The 20937-nt window shown below is 66.5% G+C and carries 18 protein-coding genes; 12 read left to right on the top strand and 6 right to left on the bottom strand.

Annotated features, from left to right (window positions below):
- Nucleotides 1-513: 513 nt before the first annotated feature.
- Nucleotides 514-891, top strand: coding sequence for a SecDF P1 head subdomain-containing protein (locus ABD017_RS10485; protein ID WP_343882703.1), 378 nt, complete (start codon nucleotides 514-516; stop codon nucleotides 889-891).
- A 101-nt stretch (nucleotides 892-992) separates the two neighbouring features.
- Here ABD017_RS10485 and ABD017_RS10480 read toward each other — a convergent pair whose 3' ends face one another.
- On the bottom strand, nucleotides 993-2975 hold the full coding sequence (locus ABD017_RS10480; protein WP_343882702.1) for a UvrD-helicase domain-containing protein: 1983 nt from the start codon (nucleotides 2973-2975) through the stop codon (nucleotides 993-995).
- A 142-nt stretch (nucleotides 2976-3117) separates the two neighbouring features.
- Here ABD017_RS10480 and ABD017_RS10475 point away from each other — a divergent pair, with 142 nt between their 5' ends.
- Nucleotides 3118-4488 (top strand): NAD(P)/FAD-dependent oxidoreductase, encoded by a 1371-nt coding sequence (locus ABD017_RS10475; protein ID WP_343882701.1) that lies wholly within the window; start codon nucleotides 3118-3120, stop codon nucleotides 4486-4488.
- Between the two features lie 154 nt (nucleotides 4489-4642).
- Here the strand turns inward: ABD017_RS10475 and ABD017_RS10470 are convergent, their stop codons facing one another.
- Entirely contained in the window at nucleotides 4643-5134 is a 492-nt protein-coding gene (locus tag ABD017_RS10470) for a GAF domain-containing protein (RefSeq protein ID WP_343882700.1), read from the bottom strand.
- A gap of 59 nt (nucleotides 5135-5193) precedes the next feature.
- On the opposite strand from ABD017_RS10470, the gene ABD017_RS10465 reads away from it, so the two are divergent.
- The 5 genes from ABD017_RS10465 to ABD017_RS10445 all read left to right on the top strand — a co-directional run bounded on the left by ABD017_RS10465 (nucleotide 5194) and on the right by ABD017_RS10445 (nucleotide 10409).
- On the top strand, nucleotides 5194-5883 hold the full coding sequence (locus ABD017_RS10465) for a TMEM175 family protein (protein ID WP_343882699.1): 690 nt from the start codon (nucleotides 5194-5196) through the stop codon (nucleotides 5881-5883).
- Nucleotides 5880-6566: a dethiobiotin synthase gene (bioD, locus tag ABD017_RS10460; RefSeq protein WP_343882698.1), complete on the top strand. Its 687-nt coding sequence runs from the start codon at nucleotides 5880-5882 to the stop codon at nucleotides 6564-6566. Before ABD017_RS10465 ends, bioD begins: the two co-directional genes overlap by 4 nt.
- Nucleotides 6567-6650: 84 nt before the next feature.
- Nucleotides 6651-6998 carry a hypothetical protein gene (locus tag ABD017_RS10455; RefSeq protein WP_343882697.1) on the top strand — a complete coding sequence of 116 codons (348 nt, stop codon included), beginning with the start codon at nucleotides 6651-6653 and terminating at the stop codon, nucleotides 6996-6998.
- Nucleotides 6999-7094: 96 nt separating this feature from the next.
- Nucleotides 7095-9236, top strand: coding sequence for a peptidyl-dipeptidase Dcp (gene dcp / locus ABD017_RS10450; protein WP_425543714.1), 2142 nt, complete (start codon nucleotides 7095-7097; stop codon nucleotides 9234-9236).
- Between the two features lie 114 nt (nucleotides 9237-9350).
- Nucleotides 9351-10409: an STAS-like domain-containing protein gene (locus ABD017_RS10445; RefSeq protein WP_343882696.1), complete on the top strand. Its 1059-nt coding sequence runs from the start codon at nucleotides 9351-9353 to the stop codon at nucleotides 10407-10409.
- 110 nt (nucleotides 10410-10519) lie between these two features.
- Here the strand turns inward: ABD017_RS10445 and ABD017_RS10440 are convergent, their stop codons facing one another.
- The 3 genes from ABD017_RS10440 to trxA form a co-directional block, all read right to left on the bottom strand.
- The gene (locus tag ABD017_RS10440) at nucleotides 10520-11887 is read right to left on the bottom strand and encodes a glutamate--cysteine ligase (protein WP_343882695.1); all 1368 of its coding nucleotides are present in this window, start codon (nucleotides 11885-11887) and stop codon (nucleotides 10520-10522) included.
- Nucleotides 11888-12191: 304 nt separating this feature from the next.
- The gene (gene rho / locus ABD017_RS10435) at nucleotides 12192-14057 is read right to left on the bottom strand and encodes a transcription termination factor Rho (RefSeq protein WP_343882694.1); all 1866 of its coding nucleotides are present in this window, start codon (nucleotides 14055-14057) and stop codon (nucleotides 12192-12194) included.
- A gap of 165 nt (nucleotides 14058-14222) precedes the next feature.
- A complete protein-coding gene (gene trxA / locus ABD017_RS10430) occupies nucleotides 14223-14549 on the bottom strand; it encodes a thioredoxin TrxA (protein ID WP_007081605.1) in 327 nt (108 codons plus the stop codon).
- Nucleotides 14550-15014: 465 nt separating this feature from the next.
- Between trxA and ABD017_RS10425 the strand changes: the two genes are divergently transcribed.
- The 5 genes from ABD017_RS10425 (at nucleotide 15015) to ung (ending at nucleotide 20166) form a co-directional block, all read left to right on the top strand.
- Entirely contained in the window at nucleotides 15015-16748 is a 1734-nt protein-coding gene (locus ABD017_RS10425) for a DEAD/DEAH box helicase (protein WP_343882693.1), read from the top strand.
- 111 nt (nucleotides 16749-16859) lie between these two features.
- Nucleotides 16860-17537 carry a cell division ATP-binding protein FtsE gene (gene ftsE / locus ABD017_RS10420; protein ID WP_343882692.1) on the top strand — a complete coding sequence of 226 codons (678 nt, stop codon included), beginning with the start codon at nucleotides 16860-16862 and terminating at the stop codon, nucleotides 17535-17537.
- Entirely contained in the window at nucleotides 17534-18496 is a 963-nt protein-coding gene (gene ftsX, locus ABD017_RS10415; protein ID WP_343882691.1) for a permease-like cell division protein FtsX, read from the top strand. Before ftsE ends, ftsX begins: the two co-directional genes overlap by 4 nt.
- An 85-nt stretch (nucleotides 18497-18581) precedes the next feature.
- Nucleotides 18582-19448 carry a response regulator gene (locus ABD017_RS10410; protein ID WP_343882690.1) on the top strand — a complete coding sequence of 289 codons (867 nt, stop codon included), beginning with the start codon at nucleotides 18582-18584 and terminating at the stop codon, nucleotides 19446-19448.
- Nucleotides 19441-20166 carry a uracil-DNA glycosylase gene (ung, locus tag ABD017_RS10405; RefSeq protein ID WP_343882689.1) on the top strand — a complete coding sequence of 242 codons (726 nt, stop codon included), beginning with the start codon at nucleotides 19441-19443 and terminating at the stop codon, nucleotides 20164-20166. The genes ABD017_RS10410 and ung overlap by 8 nt, the downstream gene beginning before the upstream one ends.
- On the opposite strand, the gene ABD017_RS10400 is transcribed toward ung, so the two are convergent.
- Nucleotides 20163-20837 (bottom strand): Fe2+-dependent dioxygenase, encoded by a 675-nt coding sequence (locus ABD017_RS10400; RefSeq protein WP_343882688.1) that lies wholly within the window; start codon nucleotides 20835-20837, stop codon nucleotides 20163-20165. The genes ung and ABD017_RS10400 overlap by 4 nt on opposite strands.
- Nucleotides 20838-20937 lie beyond the last annotated feature (100 nt).

Genomic DNA, 20937 nt, shown 5'->3' with positions numbered 1-20937 from the left:
TTGGTCATCTGGATTTATGGCTTGTGGCCCTGTCGCAGTTGGTCTTGATGTGTCAGCAGGTATTTTTATCGGGGCGAGTGTAGTCACCTCTTCGGAAACCATCGATTGTGATAATTGCAACAAATAAAAGTTTACATGGCTATGAATGATGAGAACCTTAGGTCAGGCATTTATTATTTCTGTCATCGCGGTAGGAATTCTTTCAATTGTTGCCCTGGTATCTTCAAGAGAGGATTGGCTCGATGATGCTTTCAGCTTTACATTCTTCATCTCTATATTCCTCATCTCGCTGGCGATGATCTCATGGCGGAACCGCAATGGTTCCTGACGTTTATCTGTCAAGGTAAATGGGACGGAGGCGTCCGTCCCCTTTCCGGTTAAATCGTCATGCAAATATAACGACCTGGTGCTCTTCTGGGTCTACGATATGAGCCTGATCCAAGGTGGTGGACATGTCTATGTCGGCGGCATGCTTCCATTCGTTCCGTCCGGGCAGGTACGGCGAGCCAATCCATGCGATTGATTCTTGAACTGGCTACCGTAACTCTGGCCGTCGGGTTGTTGCCTGGCAGCTGTTTAGCCGCGCAGCCGGTGCTTGGTTGCAAACTTTCCATCTACGCGATGGGTTCGGATCAATCCTCCCTCGGCAAGCGGATAGTAGGTCCGGACCAAGTGGTTTCCGCCAGTTACGGCAAATCCAGCATCACTGATGGCGGCACGGTGTTGAGGGTGCATTTGACTGCATCCGGGGCCCTGGCCAACCGAACGTTTTCTGCAAACAATATCGGCAGGAAAATTGCCATTCTGTGTGACAGTCAGGTGCTTGCGCGGCCGGTCATTGCAAGCCAGAGTGGGGCGACGTTTGTCGTTGAGGGCGTCAAGCGGCCTTGAGGTTGCTCTTCCATTCAACGCGGGCGTCGGCCCCAACCGATTGAATACAGACGACGGGTGGCGGAAAAAAAGCCCGAGGCAAAAGTTTCAAGCCGGTGAACTTACCCGCCCGCCAGCATCGCCTTGATCCGCGCCATGTGCGATTCGGCGGTTTCGCGCACCACTTCCTTGTCCGCTTCCGGATCCTTGCCCTGCCAGTGCAGGTCGTCTTGCGGCAGTTCGTGCAGGAAGCGGCTGGGCTGGTTGTTGTGGATTTCGCCCCAGCGTTTTGTCCGGGCCGACCACGACAGGGTCAGCAATTCCTTGGCGCGGGTGATGCCCACGTACATCAGGCGGCGCTCCTCGTCGACGCGGCCTTCGTCGATGGCGCCTTCGTGCGGCAGGGTGCCGTCTTCGCAGCCCACGATGAAGACGAAGCGGAACTCCAGGCCCTTGGCCGCATGCAGGGTCATCATGCGCACGGCGTTGCCCGGTTCGTCGCGGTCAGCGTGGCTGAGCAGGGCCAGTTGCGAGGCGAGATCGCCGGCGGTGTTGCCACCTTTCTGCATCGCGCGGAACCAGTCGGCCAGTTCCTTCAGGTTGCTCAGCTTGCGCTCGCGCGCGCTCGGGTCGGGCGTGGCGGCGGCGATCTGGGCGGCGTAACCCGTGCGTTTCAGGATGCGTTCGACCAGGTCGGCGGCGCTTTCGTGCAACGAGGCGCTGCGCAGCTCATCGAGCAAGTTGGCAAAGGAAGCCAGCGCCGCGGCGGGGCGCGGCGTGAGCTGACGCAGCACGCTGTCGCTGCGGGTGGCGTCGAGCAGGGAGGAGTGGCGCGACTGCGCGATCTGGCCCAGCTTTTCCAGCGTGGTGGCGCCGATCTCGCGTTTGGGCACGTTGACCACGCGCAGGAACGCGGCGTCGTCGCTGGGGTTGGTGAGCAGGCGCAGGTAGCAGAGGATGTCCTTCACCTCGGCGCGGTCGAGGAAGCTCAACGCGCCGGTGAGGTGGTACGGGATGCGTGCCAGCCGCAGCGCCTTTTCCAGCGGCCTCGCCTGGAAATTGCCGCGGTAGAGGATCGCCATCTCGTCCCAGCGCGCCTTGTGTTTCTCCGCCAGCGTGGTGGCGATGGCGGCGATGCGCTCGGCCTCGTGCTCGGCCTCCTTGCATTCCAGCACGCGGATCGGTGCGCCCTCGGGATGCTCGCTCCACAGCTTCTTTTCGTGCAGGTGCGGGTTGTTGGCGATCAGCTTGTTGGCCGCGCGCAGGATGCGTTTGCCGCAGCGGTAGTTCTGCTCCAGCTTGATCACGCGCAGGTTGGGCCAGTCGCGGCCGAGCTGGTCGATGTTCTCGGGGTTGGCGCCGCGCCAGGCGTAGATCGACTGGTCGTCGTCGCCCACGCAGGTGATGCCGCCGCGCTCGCCGGTGAGGGTTTTCAGCAGGCGGTACTGCGCGTCGTTGGTGTCCTGGTACTCGTCCACCAGCAGGTAACGCAGGCGCTCGCGCCAGGCGTCGCGGCATTCGGCGTCGCTTTCCAGGATGCGCAGCGGCAGCCGGATCAGGTCGTCGAAATCGACCGCGTTGAACGCGGCCAGGCGCTGCTGGTAGAGATCGTAGATCGTGGCCGCTTCCAGCTCGCGCGGGCTGCGCGCGGCGGCCAGTGCTTCTTCCGGCGAGAGCCCGCCGTTCTTGGCCCGGCTGAGCAGGTTGCGGATGCCGAACAGCACGTCGGGTTTCACGCCCTTGGGCGCCAGCTCCTTCACGATGCCGCCGCTGTCGTCCGCGTCCAGCACCGAAAAACCGCGGCGCAGGCCGGCGCGCTCGTGTTCGATCTGCAGGAACTTCAGGCCCAGCGCATGGAAGGTGCTGACGGTGAGCGCGGCCGCGTCGTCGCTCGACACCAGCTTGCCCACGCGCTCGCGCATCTCGCGTGCGGCCTTGTTGGTGAACGTGATCGCCGCGATGCGCGAGGGCGCCAGCCGCTTGCGCTGGATCAGGTAGGCGATCTTCTGGGTGATCACCGAGGTCTTGCCGGAGCCCGCGCCGGCCAGGACCAGCAGCGGCGTATCGCAATGTTCGACGGCGGCCTGTTGTTGCGGGTTGAGCATGGATCGGGGCAGCCGGAACGGTGAGGCGGTGGGCGACCGATGGTAGCAGAGGCGTCCATGCGATCTGGGCGGGCCGCGGGCGCTTGGGCATAATCACCGGCTTGCGGCCACGCCGCGACCGGCAATCAACAGGGGAAAATGCATGACGGCTCAGGCACAGGACGGGCACGCACGCGTGGCGCAGGCACAGGACGCCGATGAGCAGTGCGACGTGGTGGTGATCGGTGGTGGCCCCGGCGGCAGCACCGCGGCGGCCTTGCTGGCGCGGCGCGGCTACAAGGTTGTCGCGCTGGAGAAGGATCATCACCCGCGCTTCCACATCGGCGAATCGCTGCTGCCGATGAACCTGCCGGTGTTCGAGCGCCTCGGCGTGCTGGAAAAGGTGCGCGCGATGGGCGTGTTCAAGGCCGGTGCGGATTTCGAGGCCGACAACGAACGCGGCTACAACACCTACGCCTTCGACCGCGCCATCGGCAACAGCCCGCCGCACGCGTTCCAGGTGTGGCGGCAGGATTTCGACAAGATGCTTTACGAGCATGCCCGCGAGTGCGGCGCCGATGCGCGCGAAGGTCATGAGGTGAAGCAGGTCGAGCAGGCCGGTCCGCGCGATTCGCGGCTTGAGGTGCGCACGGACGACGGCGGAAGCTATCGCCTGCGCGCCCGCTACGTGGTGGACGCCAGCGGCCGCGACGCGTTCTTCGCCAGCCGCAAGAAACTGCGGCGCAAGAATCCGGCGCACCAGAGCGCGGCCATCTTCGGCCACTTCCGCGGCGCGCAGACGCGCGACGGCGAGGACGCGGGCAACATCAGCATCTACAACTTCGACCATGGCTGGATGTGGATGATCCCGCTGCCCGATGGCGTGATGAGCGTGGGTGCGGTGGCACGACCGGAATACCTCAAGCAGCGCAAGGGCAGCCCGCGCGATTTCCTGCTGCAGACGCTGCAGCAGGTGCCCGCGTTGTGGCAGCGGTTGCAGCAGGCGGAGTTGATCGGCGACGAGGTGCGCGTCACCGGCAACTACTCGTACGACGCCACGCAGATGGGCGGGCCGGGCTGGATCCTAGTGGGCGATGCGTTCGCCTTCCTCGACCCGGTGTTTTCCTCCGGCGTGTACCTGGCCATGAGCGGCGCGGAAAAGGCGGTCGAGGTGGTCGACCAGGCGCTGCGCGATCCGTCACGCGAGATGGCGCTGATGCGCAAGCTGGAAAAGCGGCAGCGCGCGGGCATGAAGCGCTTCGCGTTTTTCATCTACCGCTTCAACGGCCCGGTGATGCAGCAGATGTTCCGCCAGCCGCGCAACATCTGGCAGCTGGAGCAAGGCGTGATCTCGATGCTGGCCGGCGACCTGTTCGACATGCCGCTGGTGCTGCGCAAGCTGCGGCTGTTCAAGCTGGTGTACGCCGTCTACACCTTGCGCAACTGGCGCCGGGCGCGACGCGAGCGCAAGTACCGGCTGGCGCAGGCGCGGCTGCAGTTCACCGGCGGAACCACGCCGCTGGACCCGGCCTGAGCCTGGGTAGAAGCCATGCTGCTTCTGTGGGAGCGGCTTCAGCCGCGATGCTTTTCCTTGCAACTCCAGAGCAAAAGCATCGCGACTGAAGTCGCTCCCACATGCAGCACCCACACCGTGGCTCGGTTGCGGTCAATCCACGCTTGCATGGATTTCAGTCGCCGACGCTTTCCATGAACACCGCGCACAGCGCCTGCATGCCGGCGCGGTCGTCCTCGTCGAATCGGTTCGTATGCGGGCTGTCCACGTCCCAGACGCCGAGCAGCCGGCCATCGGCGCGAACCAGCGGCACCACGATTTCCGATTGCGAGGCGGCGTCGCAGGCGATGTGGCCGTCGAAGGCGTTGACGTCGGCCACCAGTTGGGTTTCCCGCGTTTGCGCGGCGGTGCCGCAGACGCCGCGGCCGATCGCGATGCGGATACACGCCGGCTTGCCCTGGAACGGACCCACGACGAGCTCGTTGCCGTCGTAGAGGTAGAAGCCGGCCCAGTTGATATCGGGCAGGCTGTGGTAGATGAGCGCACTGAAATTTGCCGCGTTGGCGACCAGGTCGCGTTCGCCCGCCAGCAGGCCGCGCGCCTGCGATACCAGGTCGTCGTAATGCTCGCGTTTGCTGGCGTAGGTATGGGGTTTCAGTTCGAACATGCGGCGCGCCCGGCGGCAAAGCCCGTATTATGCGCCGAGCCATCGTGACGGGAGGGAGCATGAGCTTGATCAGGCAACGCGAAGGCATCGAGGCCGGGCGGCTCGATGCCTTCGTGGACGGCGCATTCGCTTTCACCCTCACCCTGCTGCTGATCGGTGGCGATGCCATCCCCGACAGCACCGACAAGCTGCTGCTGATGCTGGGCGGCATCCCTGCTTTCGCGGTGTGCTTTTTCCATATCGCGTTCTTCTGGCATGGCCATGTGCGCTGGCGCCGCCGATGCCATGAAGCCACCGCCGCGGGCCGCTGGTTGTCGCTGCTGCTGGTGTTTTTCGCGATGATCTTCGTGTACCCGCTGCACATGGTGTTTGCCGGCCTGTTCAACGGATTGAGCGCGGGCCGGCTGCCCAGCGACTTCCATCTCGTGGGCGGTGCTGCGGACATGCGCACGCTGTTCGCCTGTTACGGCCTGGCCTATGCATGCATGGCCGGCACGCTCACGGCGCTGTTCGCGCATGCGGCGCGTCACGCGGGGCGGGCGGGCTTCGACACGCTGGCGGCGCGCCGCGAGATGCGCGTGTGGAGCGTGCCGGCGCTGATCGGGCTGGCGTCGACCCTGGTGGCGCTGGTGCTGCCGCTGTCGGCGCCGGGCTGGATGTGGTCGCTGCCCGGTTTCATGTATGGACTGCTGTTCCTGATCGGTCCGGTGGTGAGCCGTTTCAACCGGCGTCATGGGCAAGCGGCATGACCGCCGTGTTCATCGCCGGTACCGACACCGGCATCGGCAAGACCCACAGCTCCTGCAGCCTGCTGCATGCGTTGCGCGCGGCCGGCCACACCGCGTGCGGGATGAAACCCGTCGCCAGCGGCTGCGAGGAAACGCCCGACGGCCTGCGCAACGAGGATGCGCTGGCGCTGCAGGCGGCCAGCAGCGCAGTACTGCCGTATGCGGTGGTCAATCCGTTCGCGATGCGCGATCCGTTGTCGCCGCACCTGGCCGCGGCCCACGATGGCGTATCGATCACGATGCCGCCATTGCGCGCGGCGTTCGAGCAACTGGAAGGCGCGCATGACTGCGTGGTGGTGGAGGGCGTGGGCGGCTGGATGGTGCCGCTGGCGCCCGGGCTTTCCGCGGCGGACATTGCGCGGCAGTGGCAGTTGCCGGTGATCCTCGTCGTGGGCCTGCGCCTGGGTTGCCTCAACCACGCGCAACTGAGCGCGCGCGCGATTGTCGCCGATGGTTGCCGGCTGATCGGCTGGATCGGCAACACGATCGACCCGGCGATGGATGCGCTGGAGGAAAACCTGGATACTCTGCGCGAACTGCTGCCCGCACCCTGCCTGGGCGTGTTGCCGCACGGCGTGGCGCCGGCGCAAGCCGCCGCGCAATTGCCCGCGGCCGTCGCCCCGGTGATGGCCGCCCGAAGATAGGACAAGGCTGCCGTCAGGCCGGCTTCACGAGCGATATGCGTCGATACCGATCCGGGCGCATCCCCAGGCGCCCACGGAGCCAACATGAGTCGTCATCATTACTATCTTTCCGTCGCCGATCTGGCGCATGCGCGGGGCGATGACCCGCGTTTCAGCTACGACGGGTCCGATCCCGTCAGCTTCGGCGCCGCGTTGCAGCAGGCATTGCGCAACGACGCGCTGTTCCAGAGTTGGCGCGCCGTGCAACCCGATCCGGATGCCGTGGATGCCAGCCTGGGCGAGACCGATCCCGAGGCGCGGGTGAGCGCCCAGCTGGCCGATCTGCATACCGAGGTCGACCTGTTGACCAGCCTGCCGATGAGCGTGGTGCGCCACCGCCTGTACCTGCTGATCGGCGCGGCCTGGCAATTGCGCGATCTGCGCGCCGCCTGAGGGCGAGTCCAGCCGTAACGGCCGCCAGTGCCGTCAGTGACATTGACCTTGCCGTTGCCGCGTAGCACGTTGGGGTGTACTCAACGGAGAAAGCCGATGTTTCCCCTTCGCACGCTCGTGATCGCCACCACCATGTCGCTTGCCTCGTTTTCTTCGCACGCCGCCGTGGAGGGCGCCGCCGGCCTCCGCAGCAACCCGTTCTACGCCGCCAGCACGCTGCCGTTCCAGGCGCCGCCGTTCGACAGGATCACCGATGGCGACTACCAGCCGGCGATCGAGGAGGGCATGCGCCAGCACCTGGCCGAGATCGAGAAGATCGCCAACAATCCGGCCGCACCCACCTTCGAGAACACCTTCGTGGCGATGGAGGGATCCGGCGCCATGCTGACCCGCGTGATGGCCGCGTTCAACGCCGTCACCGGCGCCAACACCGACGACACGCTGCAGAAAATCCAGGAAGAGGAAGCGCCGCGGCTGTCCGCGCATCGCGACGCGATCCGGCTCAACGACAAGCTGTTTCATCGCATCGAGACGGTCTACAACCAGCGCGACGCGCTCGATCTCGATCCGGAATCCAGGCGCCTGGTCGAGGTGGTCTACCGCGATTTCGTCCACGCCGGCGCCAAGCTTTCCGCCGCCGACAAGACCCGCCTGAAGGCGCTGAACAAGGAGGAATCCACGCTCAGCACCGCTTTCACCAACAAGCTGCTGGCCGCCACCAAGGCCGCCGCGCTGGTGGTGGGCGACAAGGCGAAACTCGCCGGCCTGTCCGACGCCGAGCTGGCCGCCGCGGCCGCCGCGGCCAAGGAGCGCAAGCTGGACGGCAAGTACGTGCTGACCCTGCAGAACACCACCCAGCAGCCGGCATTGCAGGATCTTGACGACCGCGCCACGCGCGAGGCCCTGTTCAAGGCGTCGTGGAACCGTGCCGAACAAGGTGACGCCAACGACACCCGCAAGACCATCGAGCGGCTGGCGCAGATCCGCGCCGAGCAGGCCAGGCTGCTGGGCTTCAAGAACTACGCCGCGTGGAAGCTGGACGACCAGATGGCCAAAACGCCGGAAGCGGCGATCACCTTCATGCAGCAGCTCGTGCCCGCCGCCACCGCCCGCGCCGAAGCCGAGGCCAAGGACATCCAGGCCGTCATCGACCAGCAGCACGGCGGTTTCAAGCTGGCGCCGTGGGACTGGAACTTCTACGCCGAGCAGGTGCGCAAGGCGAAATACGACCTCGACGAAAACCAGATCAAGCCGTACTTCGAACTGGACAACGTGCTGCAGAACGGCGTGTTCTACGCCGCCAACCAGCTCTACGGCCTCACTTTCAAGGAGCGCCACGACATCCCCGTATGGCAGCCGGACGTGCGCGTGTTCGAGGTGTTCGACCAGGACGGCAGTTCGCTGGCGCTGTTCTATTGCGACTACTTCAAGCGCGACAACAAGGGCGGCGGCGCCTGGATGAGCAACCTCGTCGACCAGTCGAAGCTGCTGGGCACCAAGCCGGTGATCTACAACGTCGCCAACTTCAGCAAGCCCGCCGCGGGCCAGCCGGCGCTGCTGTCGTTCGACGACGTGATCACCATGTTCCACGAGTTCGGCCACGCCCTGCACGGCATCTTTGCCGACGAGCAGTACCCCACGCTGTCGGGTACCGCCACCGCACGCGACTTCGTCGAGTTCCCGTCGCAGTTCAACGAGCACTGGGCGACCAACCCCAAGGTGTTCGCGCACTACGCCAGGCACTACAAGACGGGTGCGCCGATGCCGCAGCCGATGGTCGACAAGATGAAGAAGGCGGGCAAGTTCAACTCCGGCTACAACATGACCGAGTTGGTTTCCGCCGCGCTGCTGGACATGAACTGGCACACGCTCCTGGCCGACGCGCCGCTGCAGGATACCGACGCGTTCGAGGCGGCCGCGCTGAAAAAAGACAAGGTCGACCTGGGCTACGTGCCGCCGCGCTACCGCTCCAGCTATTTCCAGCACATCTGGGGCAACGGCTACGCCGCCGGCTACTACGCCTATCTTTGGACCGAAATGCTGGCCGACGACGCCTTCGTGGCGTTCAAGGACAACGGCGGCATGACCCGCGCCAACGGCGACCGCTTCCGCAGGATGGTGCTCTCGCGCGGCAACAGCGAAGACCTGGCCACCATGTACCGCAACTGGCGCGGACAGGATCCGGTGATCGAGCCGATGCTGGAGAATCGCGGCTTGAAGGACGCGCCGGCGAACTGAGTGGCCGTCGAACGGGGTCTGTGCAAGCGGACCCCCTTCGTTTCAGGGAGGTGCTAGTTTTAAATAACCCGGTTTTAAGTAGCAAATAAGGCGGGATAACTTTAGAATCGGGCCATGGCCCGCCCCAGTCGCTCCGCTGAAATCGATGCCGCCCTGCTGCAGGCGGTGGCGACGCACCCGCGCGACCTGGTCGGCATGGTGTCGGCCCAACTGGGCTTGTCGAATGCGCGAGTCAGCACGCAGGTGCGCAAGCTGGTGGCCACAGGTTACCTGCGCAAGGACGGCACGACGCGCCCGGTCTACACCATGGGCCGCAACCGCCGGTTCTGGCAGCGCTACCCGCGGGCAGGCCTGGCCGAAGACACCCTCTGGTCGGCGCATTTGTCGCCACTGCTGCGCGACGTGCCGCGCAACGTGCTGGACATTGCCCATCACGGCGCCACGGAGATGATCAACAACGCCATCGACCATTCCGAGGCCACGCACATCGGAGTGCAGCTGGAATTGCGCGATGGTGTGCTCTCGATGACGGTCGCCGATGATGGCATCGGCATCTTCCGAAAGATCGCGCGTGCCCTGCAGCTGCCTGACGAACGTCTGGCGCTGCTGGAATTGTCCAAGGGCAAGTTCACCACGGACCCGCGAAATCACTCGGGCGAGGGCGTGTTCTTTACCTCGCGCATGTTCGACCGCTTCCAGATCATGTCCGGAGAGTTGGTGTTCTCCCACGAGGAAGGACATGACAAGGACATCTTGTTCGATGTCGACGGCATGCCGAAGGAAGGCACCGTCGTATCCATGGGGATATCCACCACATCCGTGCGTACTGCCAAGCAGGTGTTCGATGAATATTCCAGCGGTCCGGACGACTACGCGTTCGCCAAGACCGTGGTCCCGGTTCGCCTTGCCCAAGTGGGGGGTGAGAACCTGATTTCCCGCTCGCAGGCCAAGCGCCTGATGCAACGCGTGGACCGGTTCCGGCACGTGGTGCTCGACTTCAGCGACGTCACCACCATCGGGCAGGCGTTCGCCGACGAGATATTCCGCGTGTTTGCCCAGGCCCATCCGGAAGTCGAACTGGTACCGGTTCACGCCGTGCCGGAGGTGCAGCAAATGATCCGTCGCGCTGAAAGGGCACGCGATGCCGATGGCGGGCAACCAGGGATAGCCTGAACAAGGCGTCATCCCAGCGAAAGCTGGAATGACGAGCAAAGGCTTGTGCAGACATTCCCTCGGTTCGCCCTGAGCGTTGTCTGCTCTGCCGACCCCAGCCCAAGGAAAGCTCAGTACGCGAACTCCCGAAACACCGGGTCCACGCTGCCGTCCCACGGGCCGTGGAAAAGCTCCAGCTTGCGTTCGGCCGGGGTCTGGTTGGCCTGCACGATTTCCAGCAGCGGCTCCAGGAAGACGCGCTCGTCGGCGCCGTTGGCGTTGAGGCGGGCGCGGCGCTTGAGGCCGTGGGCGGCGATCTTCAGTGCCTGCTCGGCAAGATCGCGCACGCTGCCGCCGCGGAATGGCAGCTTCAGCGCGTGCTTCGGCACGCCGTCGCGCAGCGCGTGGCGCTCGGTGAGGCTGAAATCCTTGACCAGGTCCCACGCGGCATCGAGCGCCTCGTCGTCGTACAGCAGGCCCACCCAGAACGCGGGCAGGGCGCACAGCCGGTTCCATGGGCCGCCGTCGGCGCCGCGCATTTCCAGGTATTGCTTCAGCCGCACTTCGGGGAAGGCGGTGGTGAGGTGGTCGGCCCAATCCTTCATGGTGGCGCGGGTGCCGGGCAGGGCGGCGAGGTTGCCTGCCATGAACTGCTTGAAATCCTGGCCGGCCAGGTCGAGGTATTGGCCGTTCTGCAGGCTGAAATACATCGGCACGTCGAGGATGTAGTCGACGTAGCGCTCGTAGCCGAAGCCGTCCTCGAACACGAAATCGAGCATGCCGGTGCGGTCGTTGTCGGTGTCGGTCCAGATGTGCGAGCGGTAGGACTGATAGCCGTTTGGACGGCCTTCCGTAAACGGCGAATCGGCGAACAGCGCGGTGGCGATGGGCTGCAGCGCCAGGCTGACGCGGAATTTCTTGACCATGTCCGCTTCGTTGCCGAAATCCAGGTTCACCTGCACGGTGCAGGTGCGGGTCATCATGTCCAGGCCCAGCGAACCGACCTTGGGCATGTACTCGTGCATGATCTTGTAGCGGCCCTTGGGCATCCACGGCATTTCGTCGCGCGACCATTTCGGCTGGAAGCCCATGCCCAGGAAGCCGATGCCCAGCGTTTCGGCGACCGAGCGCACCTCGTCAAGATGTGCGTTCACCTCGCGGCAGGTGTCGTGCACGGTTTCCAGCGGCGCGCCGGAGAGTTCCAGCTGGCCGGCGGGCTCCAGCGTGATGTTGGCCATGCCGCGGGTCAGCGCCACCGGGATGTCGCCTTCGCGCGCGATCTGCCAGCCGTAGCGACTGGCCAGCGTTTCCAGCAGTGCGCGGATGCCGCGATCGCCCTCGAACGTGGGTGGGCGCAAGGTGTCGGTCAGAAAACCGAACTTCTCGTGCTCGGTGCCGATACGCCACGCCTCGCGCGGCTTTTCGCCGGCGGCGAGGTAATCGGCCAGTTGCTGGCGGCTGCCGATCGGCGTGCTTTTGGCGGCACTGGGTATGGACACGGCGTAGCCTCGCTGGGGAAGCCGACACTATGGGGGCGGCGCAAGGCGACGAAAAGGGGTGTCGCGGGATGCGGGGTCGGACGACCCATTGGACCCGCCCGAGCCGGTTCGCGCCATGAGCTGGATCAGCGCGTCGCGCAACGAAAAACGGCGGCCGGGGATAAGCCGACCGCCGATGCTCGCGAGGCGCAACGCTTCGATGGATCGCCATCGATCAAGACGACACGTGTCCACCAGCCAATACTCGAGGGAAGGGAAGCCAGGCTTTGGCGACTCCCAATCCCGATTCCCGAATCCCCGCCCCTCAGCGCTTCATCGAATTGAAGAACTCGTCGTTGGACTTGGTGTTCTTCATCTTGTCGAGCATGAACTCCATGGCGCTCAGTTCGTCCATCGGATGCAGCAGCTTGCGCAGGATCCAGATCTTGGCCAGCAGGTCGGGGTCGATCAGCAGGTCCTCGCGGCGGGTGCCGGAGCGGTTGATGTCGATGGCCGGGTAGACGCGCTTTTCGGAGATGCGCCGGGAGAGGTGCACCTCCATGTTGCCGGTGCCCTTGAACTCCTCGTAGATCACCTCGTCCATCTTCGAGCCGGTTTCGATCAGCGCGGTGGCGATGATGGTGAGGCTGCCGCCTTCCTCCACGTTGCGCGCGGCGCCGAAGAAGCGCTTCGGGCGCTGCAGCGCGTTGGCGTCCACGCCGCCGGTGAGCACCTTGCCGGAGCTGGGGATCACGGTGTTGTAGGCGCGCGCCAGGCGGGTGATCGAGTCGAGCAGGATGATCACGTCCTTCTTGTGCTCGACCAGGCGCTTGGCCCGCTCGATCACCATCTCGGCCACCTGCACGTGGCGCACGGCCGGCTCGTCGAAGGTGGAGGAGATGACCTCGGCGCGCACGGTGCGGGCGATTTCGGTCACTTCCTCCGGCCGCTCGTCGACCAGCAGGATGATCAGGTGCGCCTCGGGATGGTTGTACTGGATGGCCTGGGCGATGTTCTGCAGCATCATCGTCTTGCCGGATTTCGGCTGCGAGACGATCAGGCCGCGCTGGCCCTTGCCGATCGGCGCGATCAGGTCGAGGATGCGGCCGGTGATGTCCTCGCTGGACCCGTTGCCGCGCTCCAGCTTGAACGCCTTGCGCGGGAACAGCGGGGTGAGGTTCTCGAACAGCATCTTGTTCTTCGATGCTTCCGGCGGGTCGCCGTTGATCGTCTCCACCCGCAGCATGGCGAAGTAGCGCTCGCCTTCCTTCGGATGCCGCACGCGGCCGGTGATGTAGTCGCCGGTGCGCAGGTTGAAGCGGCGGATCTGGCTGGGGCTGACGTAGATGTCGTCGGGGCCGGCCAGGTAGCTCTCGTCGGCCGAGCGCATGAAGCCGAAACCGTCCTGCAGGATTTCCAGCACGCCTTCGGCCCAGATGCCGCCGCCGGAGCGCGCGTGGGCCTTGAGCACGTTGAAGATCACGTCCTGCCGGCGGGCGCGGGCGATGCCTTCGTGAATGCCCAGCGATTCGGCAAACTCCAGCAGCTGCGGCGCGTTCTTGCGCTTCAGTTCGGTGAGGTTGATGACGCGGTCGTTGCTGCCCGGGTCGGCGTTGTCGTCGTCCACCGGCAAGCCGTTCGGGTTGTTGTGCCGCGGGTTGTTGTTCTGCCCGCGCTGCGATTGCTGCTGCGGGTTGCGCTCGTTGCGCCGGCGCCGGCCGCGGCCTTCGCGCCCGCCGTTGCCGTCACGCCCGCCGTTGCCGTTGTTCTGGTTCTGGTTCTGGTTCTGAGCTTGGCCCGGGTTCTGGCCCTGGTTCGGGTTAGGCGCCTGGTTCTGGCCCGCGTTCTGGCCGGACGATGCGTTGGCGGCCGGGGCCGCTTCGCGTGCCTCCTGCGGCGCGCGTGCGGCGGGTGTCTCGCCGGATGATGCGGCGGCCGGTGGCGCCACCGACAGGTTGCCCTGCACCGGGGCGGACGGCGCCGGGGCCGGTGCGGCCGCTGGCCGGTCGGCCGTTTCGGTGGCCGACTTTTCCGTCGCGGACGCCTTGGCGGCCTTCTCGGCGTTGGCCGCCGCGATCGCCGCTGCCGTGCGGCGCGGCGCGCGCGGGCGCGGCTCGGGCTTGCCTTCGGCAACAGGCTTGGCGTCGGCGCCAGCGGCGTCGTTCGGGGTGTGGTTTTCGGTATCGGACACGGGCAATCCTCGCGGGGCGCCGTTGAATTACAGGAGGGGAGGTGTGCGTCGCGCGGAGGGCGCTGGGGGACAGGACTGTCCCGACGGACGCGATGAATCTAGCATCCGCCGCGTGCAGCCGTAAAGCACGCGGCGGGGATCGCTGGAGGGTTCAGCTTGAGTGGTTCAGATGGCCTTGTCGATCATCTGGGCCAGCTGGCCCTTGCTGACGGCGCCGATCTGGGTGGCTTCGACCTTGCCGTTCTTGAACACCATCAGGGTGGGAATGCCACGCACGCCGTAGGTGCGCGGCGTCTGCTGGTTGTGGTCGATATTGACCTTGACCACCCGCAACTTGCCTTCGTAATCCTTGGCCAGGTCCTCGAGCATGGGCGCGATGGCCTTGCACGGGCCGCACCATTCCGCCCAGAAATCGAGCAGTACGGGCACATCCGACTCCAGCACCTGCTGCTGGAAGGCGTCGTCGTTCACATGGGTAATCAGGTCGCTCACCGGGTATCTCCGTGACTGGGCAAAAACGCGATAAGTAAACCGCGTGGTTGAAAAATGGGGCGGCCGCGCCCGAATGCAACAGGCCGGGATGCAACAGGCTGGAACAAGCGGGTTCGAGCGCAACCGGGCGCCGCGACGTGGCGGCCGGCCGGTAAAGACTCCGGGAGCCGTCATCAGCTACACTCGGGTGCCCATGAAGCGCGGGTCGAGCCGGAAGATGGTCTGCCTTGCGGCAGGTTCTTCATTCCAGCGCAACTCCGGGCACGATTCAAGGGCGGCCTGCGAAGGCCGCCAACCAGGGAGCCGACAACCTCCGGTGCCGCCGCTGCGGCGCGGCCCGTCGGGCCTGGCGCTGAGTCGCTCGCTTCACCCGCGCATCCCGTCCTGCACCGCCCTGCGCCGGCTTCCGGCATCAAGCGGGTGCAGCGCTTCACGCCGCCGTCTGGCCAGGTCAACCATCCGCATATGTCACAAACCGTACTCACCGATACCTTTTTCACCAACTTCGATCTTCACCCGCTGCTGCAGCAGGGTCTGGACGACAGCGGTTTCACCCGCTGCACGCCGATCCAGGAAATGACCCTGCCGCTGGCGCTGGCCGGCAAGGACGTCGCCGGCCAGGCGCAGACCGGCACCGGCAAGACCTGCGCCTTCCTGGTCGCGCTGATGAACCGCCTGCTGACCACGCCGGCCGTGGCCGAGCGCAAGGATGCCGACCCGCGTTCGCTGATCATCGCGCCCACCCGCGAGCTGGCCATCCAGATCGACAAGGACGCCCAGGCCATCGGCCGTCACACCGGCCTGAAGATCGCCCTGATCTACGGCGGCGTCGACTATGAGAAGCAGCGCCAGCAGCTGAAGGACGGCTGCGACATCATCATCGCCACGCCCGGGCGCATGCTCGACTACCACAAGCAGGGCGTGTTCAACCTCAACAGCGTCGAGGTGATGGTGATCGACGAGGCCGATCGCATGTTCGACCTCGGCTTCATCAAGGACGTGCGCTTCATCTTCCGCAAGCTGCCGCCGCGCGAGCAGCGCCAGGTGCTGCTGTTCTCCGCCACGCTCAGCCACCGCGTGCTGGAGCTGGCCTACGAGCACATGCACGAGGCCGAGAAGCTGGTGGTGGAGAGCGACAACGTCACCGCCGACAAGGTGCGCCAGGTGGTCTACTTCCCGGCCAAGGAAGAAAAGATGCCGCTGCTGCTGAACCTGATCGACAAGCACCAGCCCAGCCGCAGCATCATCTTCGTCAACACCAAGGCCGCCGCCGAACGCGTCACCGAACGGGTGAAGCGCCACGGTTGCCGGGTGGGCGCGATCTCCGGCGACGTGCCGCAGCTGAAGCGGCAGAAGCTGCTGCAGCGCTTCCAGGATGGCCAGCTCGATATCCTGGTGGCCACCGACGTGGCCGCGCGCGGCCTGCACATTCCCGCGGTCAGCCACGTCTTCAACTACGACCTGCCGCATGAGGCGGAAGATTACGTGCACCGCATCGGGCGCACCGCGCGCCTCGGCGCCGAGGGCGACGCGATCAGTTTCGCCTGCGACCTGTACGCGATGAGCCTGCCGGACATCGAGGCGTACATCGGCCAGAGCATTCCGGTAGCGCACCTGGACGCCGACTTGCTGGTGATGCCCAAGCCGCGCGCCATCGATGCCGAGTTCGCCGCCAACGCCGCCGCCGACAGCGCCGCGTTCGGCGACGTGGTGCCGCCGCGGCCGGGCGAGAAGCCGCGCCGCTCCGGCAGCCGCGGCGGTCGTGGTGGCGAGCGTGGGTCGGACCGTTCGTCCGGCCCGCGCCCGCCGCGCAAGCCGCGGCCGGCTTCCAACGGCGACGCCGGAGCCGAGGTAGCGGCGGCGCAGCCGATCGCGGTGCCGGTGCGCGCCACCGAGGCGGCCGCGCCCGTCAGCGGCGATGCGCCGCGCAAGCCGCGCCGTCGCCGTGGCGGCCGCAACCGTCGTCGCGACGGTGCCGCCACCGAGGCCACCGCCGCGTCGGTGGCCGTGGCCAATGGCGATCGCGCGCCGCGCCCCAGCCGTCCCGCGCGCGAGTCGAACGCCGCTCCGGCCGAAGCCGCCGCCTACCATCGGCCGTCGCGGCAGGTGGCGGTGACCGCGGGCAAGACACGTGACAACGCCTCGGCCAAGAAGCCCGGCCTGCTCAGCCGCCTGACGCGGCTGTTTACCGGCCGCTGACCGGCGTCCCCGACGGCGGCCGACACCGGTCGCCGTCGGCTGTGCTCCGCCACTTCGCATGCGCTTCCCTTATCCTTGTCGCTGGCAGGCCATGCAGGCGCGGGGAAACCGGTGATCCATTTTGATCAAGTGAGCAAACGCTACGAAGGCGGTCATGAGGCGCTTTCGCAGCTGTCTTTCGAAGTGCCCACCGGCGAGATGGCTTTCGTCACCGGCCACTCCGGCGCCGGCAAGAGCACGCTGCTGAAATTGCTGGGCCTGATCGAGCGCCCCTCGCACGGCGTGATCACGCTGGATGGCCAGAACCTGGCCAAGGTGCGTCGCGCTGGCATCCCCAAGCTGCGCCGGCGGATCGGCATGGTGTTCCAGGATCACCGGCTGCTGATGGAGCGCACCGTGTTCGCCAACGTGGAGCTGCCGCTGATGATCGGCGGCGTGGCCCGGGCGGAACGCGCGCGTCGCGTGCGCGCCGCGCTGGAGAAAGTCGGCCTGCTGGCCTACGAACGGCAGTTGCCGGCCACCTTGTCCACCGGCGAGCAGCAGCGCGTGGGCATCGCTCGCGCCATCGTGGCCCGGCCCACCCTGCTGATCGCCGACGAACCCACCGGCAACCTCGACCCCCAGCTGGCGGTGGAGATCATGGGCCTGTTCGCCGAATTCCAGCAGGTGGGCACCACCGTGCTGATCGCCAGCCACGACCTGCCGCTGATCAAGCGCATGCGCCGACGCGTGATCGTGCTCGACCACGGCCGGCTGGTGGCCGATCTTGCCGCGCAGGAGGTGCTGTGAACGCGTCGCCGCAACACAACGGGCCGTCCGCGCAGGCACCGCGGCCGCAGCGATTCGCCAGCTGGCAGGAACACCACGGCTGGAGCGCCGCCGCCAGCCTGCGCCGCCTGGCCACGCGTCCGCTGGGCAGCCTGCTCACCATCGCGGTGATGGGCCTGGCGCTCGCCCTGCCACTGGCGTTCTACCTGCTGCTGGGCAACGTGCAGAAGCTGGGCGACGCCATGGGCCAGAGCCAGGCGATCAGCGTCTTCATGCAGACCGGGCAGAGCGGCCAGGCCACGCAGTTGCTGGCCACGCAACTGGGCAACCGGCCGGAGGTGGCCTCCGTGGCGGTGAAGAGCCCGCAGCAGGGCATGGAGGAGCTGGCGCGGATGCAGGGCTTTTCCGGCGCGCTGGAGCTGCTGGACGACAACCCGCTGCCCTACGTGGTGCAACTGCAGCCGCGCACCGACGCCAGCGCCGCCGCCGTCGGGAGACTGGTCGCCGACGTGCGCGCGATGCAGGGCGTCGAGCTGGTGCAGGACAGCGACAGCTGGCGCAAGCGGCTGGAGGCGCTGCTCGGCGTGGGCAACCGCGTGGTGCTGATGCTGGCCGTGATGCTGGCGCTGGCGGCGCTCCTGGTGGTGGGCAACACCGTGCGGGTGGACATCGCCAGCCGCAGCGAGGAAATCGGCGTGCTCCTGCTGGTGGGTGCCAGCGATGCGTTCGTGCGGCGGCCCTATCTGTATGCCGGTATCTGGTACGGCCTGTTCAGCGGCATCCTCGCCGCCCTGCTGGCGGTGCTGATCGAGCTGGGCCTGGCCGCGCCGGTGGCGCAGTTGAGCCAGACCTACGACGGCAAGCTGCAGGTGGCCGGCCTGCCGATCTGGCTGCTGCTGGCGGTGCCGGTGGCGGCCGCTGCGCTGGGCTGGCTGGGCGCGCGACTGGTCAGCGCCTGGCAGTTGCGCAAGGCCGCCTGAACTGCGACCGGGGCCGGCATTCCGTGCGGTGCCGGTAAAGTATGGTGGCGGACAGGGTCGCGCCGCGACGTGAATCGGGATCCTCATGAATGGTGTGGACAACCAGGACGTGCCCCAGGCCATCAGCAACCGTCTGGTGACCACCGCGCCGCGGGTGCTGGTGGTGGACGGCTCGCGCGTGGTGCGGCAGCTGATCACCCGCGTGCTGGAAGCGGAACTGCCGGGCGTCGAGATCGTGGTATGTGGCAGCGGCAACGAGGCGCAGCTGCTGCTGGGCGAGGGCGTGTTCGACTTCATCACCATCGCGCTGCGCCTGCCCGACATGGACGGGCTGGAGCTGGCCCGCTTCGTGCGCGAATCGGCACCGCAATTCTATGTGCCCATCGTGGTGGTTTCCGGCGACGTGGAATCGCGCCTGCACCGTCGCGAACTGGGCGAGCACGTCACCGACTACTTCGACAAGTCGCTCGGTTTCCAGGCGCTGGCCGAGTTCATTCGCGGCTACGTGCGGCCGGAGAGCAGCGTCGAGGGCATGGTGCTGTACGTGGAGGACAGCCGCGTGGTGGCGCTGGCCACGCGCCGCATGCTGGAGAAATACGGCCTCACCGTGCGCCACGTGATCAGCGTGGAAGACGCGCTGGAGGTCATGGAAGCCGCGCGGGCGCAGGGGCGGATCGGCGCCGACGTGGTGCTGACCGACGTCAGCCTGAAGGGCGAACTCACCGGCGGCGACCTGCTCGAACGCATCCGTACCGAGTTCGGTTACGGCAAGGGCCGCCTGCCGGTGCTGGTGATGACCGGCGACGAGAACCCGGTCAACCAGGCGGCGCTGATCAAGGCCGGCGCCAACGACCTGGTGGAGAAGCCGGTGGAGGAAAAACTGCTGGTCACCAAGCTGCTGTTCCAGCTGCGGGTGGCACGCCACCTGCGCGAAGCGGCTGGCGATGAGTGACGCCCCGATCCGGCTGGAAGCGTCATGGAAGACGCGGCTGGAGGACTATTTGCGGCGCCCCGACATGCAGGCACTGGCCGCCTTCCTGCGGGCCGAGAAGGCGGACGGCAAGCGCATCCATCCGCCCGGTCCGGCGATTTTCTCGGCCTTCGAGCACACGCCGTTCGATGCGGTGCGCGTGGTGGTGCTGGGGCAGGACCCGTACCACGGCCCGGGCCAGGCGCACGGCCTGTGCTTCTCCGTGGCGCCGGGCGTGCGCGTGCCGCCCTCGCTGGAAAACATCTTCAAGGAAATCCAGCGCGACCTGGGCATTGCGCGCCCCGACCACGGTTGCCTCACGCCCTGGGCCGACCGCGGCGTGCTGCTGCTCAACAGCGTGCTGACGGTGGAAGAGGGCCGCGCCGGCGCGCACCAGGGCAAGGGTTGGGAAGGCTTCACCGACGCGGCGATCGCCGCACTCGACCGCGAGCGCGAGGGCCTGGTGTTCCTGCTGTGGGGCGCGTATGCGCAGCGCAAGGGCGCCCTGATCGACCGCAACCGCCATTGCGTGCTGACCTCGGCGCACCCCTCGCCGCTGTCGGCTCATCGGGGTTTTCTGGGTTGCGGCCATTTCTCGGCGGCCAACCGCTATCTGGAAAGCCGCGGCCAGGCGCCAATCGACTGGTCGCTGCCGCCGCGGGCGGCGTTGCAAACAGCGGTGAATTTCGCGACGCCCTAGACGTCCGCCCACATGCGCAGCAGGTTGGCGTGCGATCGGCTGACCGTGTCGAAAGTGACGCTCTTGCCTTCGCGGCCGAAAATCTGCCGCTTGGCGTTTTCCAGATCCCACAGCAACTCGCGCCGGGCCGGATCGCGCACCAGGCTTTGCACCCAGATGATCGCCGCGTGGCGACTGCCGCGCGTCACCGGGGTGACGTGATGCAGCGAGTTGGCGGGGTAGGCGATGGCGGCACCCGCGTCCAGCTTGAACGCGTATTCCATGCCGCCGGAATCGATCATCAGCTCGCCGCCGTCGTAGCTCGTCGGCTCGGAAACGAACAGCGTGATGGCCACGTCGGTGCGTACCGCATTGCCCATGCCGCCCATCACCGGCGCGTCGACGTGCTGGCCGTACTGCATGCCGACGTCGTAGCGGTTGAACAACGGCAGCGTCGACGCCGCCGGCAGCAGCGCCGTCTGCAACATGCCGTTGCGCATGAACGCGCTGCGCACCATGTCGCGCAGACGCTCCTGCTTCGGACTGTCGTCGTTGGCCTGCAGGTTCTTCTTCACTTCCCGCGCGGACCAGCCCGCGGTGCGCGCGCCGTCGGTGAACGACGCGTCGCGCAGTTGGTTGCGGATGGCGCCCAGCTCGTCGGCCGTCAACACGTTGGGTACGCAAAGGATCACGGGATGCCGCCTGGACGCAGTGGAGGGGAGCGCGTTCGACGCGCCCATCATTGTATCGGGCGTCGATGGGCGGGGAAACGCGCGGCGCAGCAGCGCCCGG

The sequence above is a fragment of the Rhodanobacter caeni genome (genome assembly GCF_039523575.1).
GTDB lineage: Bacteria > Pseudomonadota > Gammaproteobacteria > Xanthomonadales > Rhodanobacteraceae > Rhodanobacter > Rhodanobacter caeni.
The sequence above is the reverse complement of the archived record's forward strand: the minus strand, read 5'-3'. Positions and strand labels throughout refer to the sequence as shown.